The sequence below is a fragment of the Arsenophonus endosymbiont of Apis mellifera genome, assembly GCF_903968575.1.
GTDB lineage: Bacteria > Pseudomonadota > Gammaproteobacteria > Enterobacterales > Enterobacteriaceae > Arsenophonus > Arsenophonus apicola.
In genome coordinates this window covers 1-725 of record NZ_CAJCFU010000043.1, presented here as the reverse complement: position 1 = coordinate 725, position 725 = coordinate 1, and the positions used below count along the sequence as shown (strand labels likewise).

1 rRNA gene is annotated in these 725 nt (G+C 53.4%); it reads right to left on the bottom strand.

Features of this window, described 5'->3' with window-relative positions:
• Positions 1–725, bottom strand: a 23S ribosomal RNA gene (locus H1X92_RS05785); the annotation flags it as partial.

Genomic DNA, 725 nt, shown 5'->3' with positions numbered 1-725 from the left:
CAGATAGGGACCGAACTGTCTCACGACGTTCTAAACCCAGCTCGCGTACCACTTTAAATGGCGAACAGCCATACCCTTGGGACCTACTTCAGCCCCAGGATGTGATGAGCCGACATCGAGGTGCCAAACACCGCCGTCGATATGAACTCTTGGGCGGTATCAGCCTGTTATCCCCGGAGTACCTTTTATCCGTTGAGCGATGGCCCTTCCATTCAGAACCACCGGATCACTAAGACCTACTTTCGTACCTGCTCGCGCCGTCACGCTCGCAGTCAAGCTGGCTTATGCCTTTGCACTAACCTCACGATGTCCGACCGTGATTAGCCAACCTTCGTGCTCCTCCGTTACTCTTTGGGAGGAGACCGCCCCAGTCAAACTACCCACCAGACACTGTCCTCAGCCCGGATTACGGGCCCAAGTTAGAACATCAAACATTAAAGGGTGGTATTTCAACGTCGGCTCCATGCGAACTGGCGTCCACACTTCAAAGCCTCCCACCTATCCTACACATCAAGGCTCAATGTTCAGTGTCAAGCTATAGTAAAGGTTCACGGGGTCTTTCCGTCTTGCCGCGGGTACACTGCATCTTCACAGCGAGTTCAATTTCACTGAGTCTCGGGTGGAGACAGCCTGGCCATCATTACGCCATTCGTGCAGGTCGGAACTTACCCGACAAGGAATTTCGCTACCTTAGGACCGTTATAGTTACGGCCGCCGTTTACTGG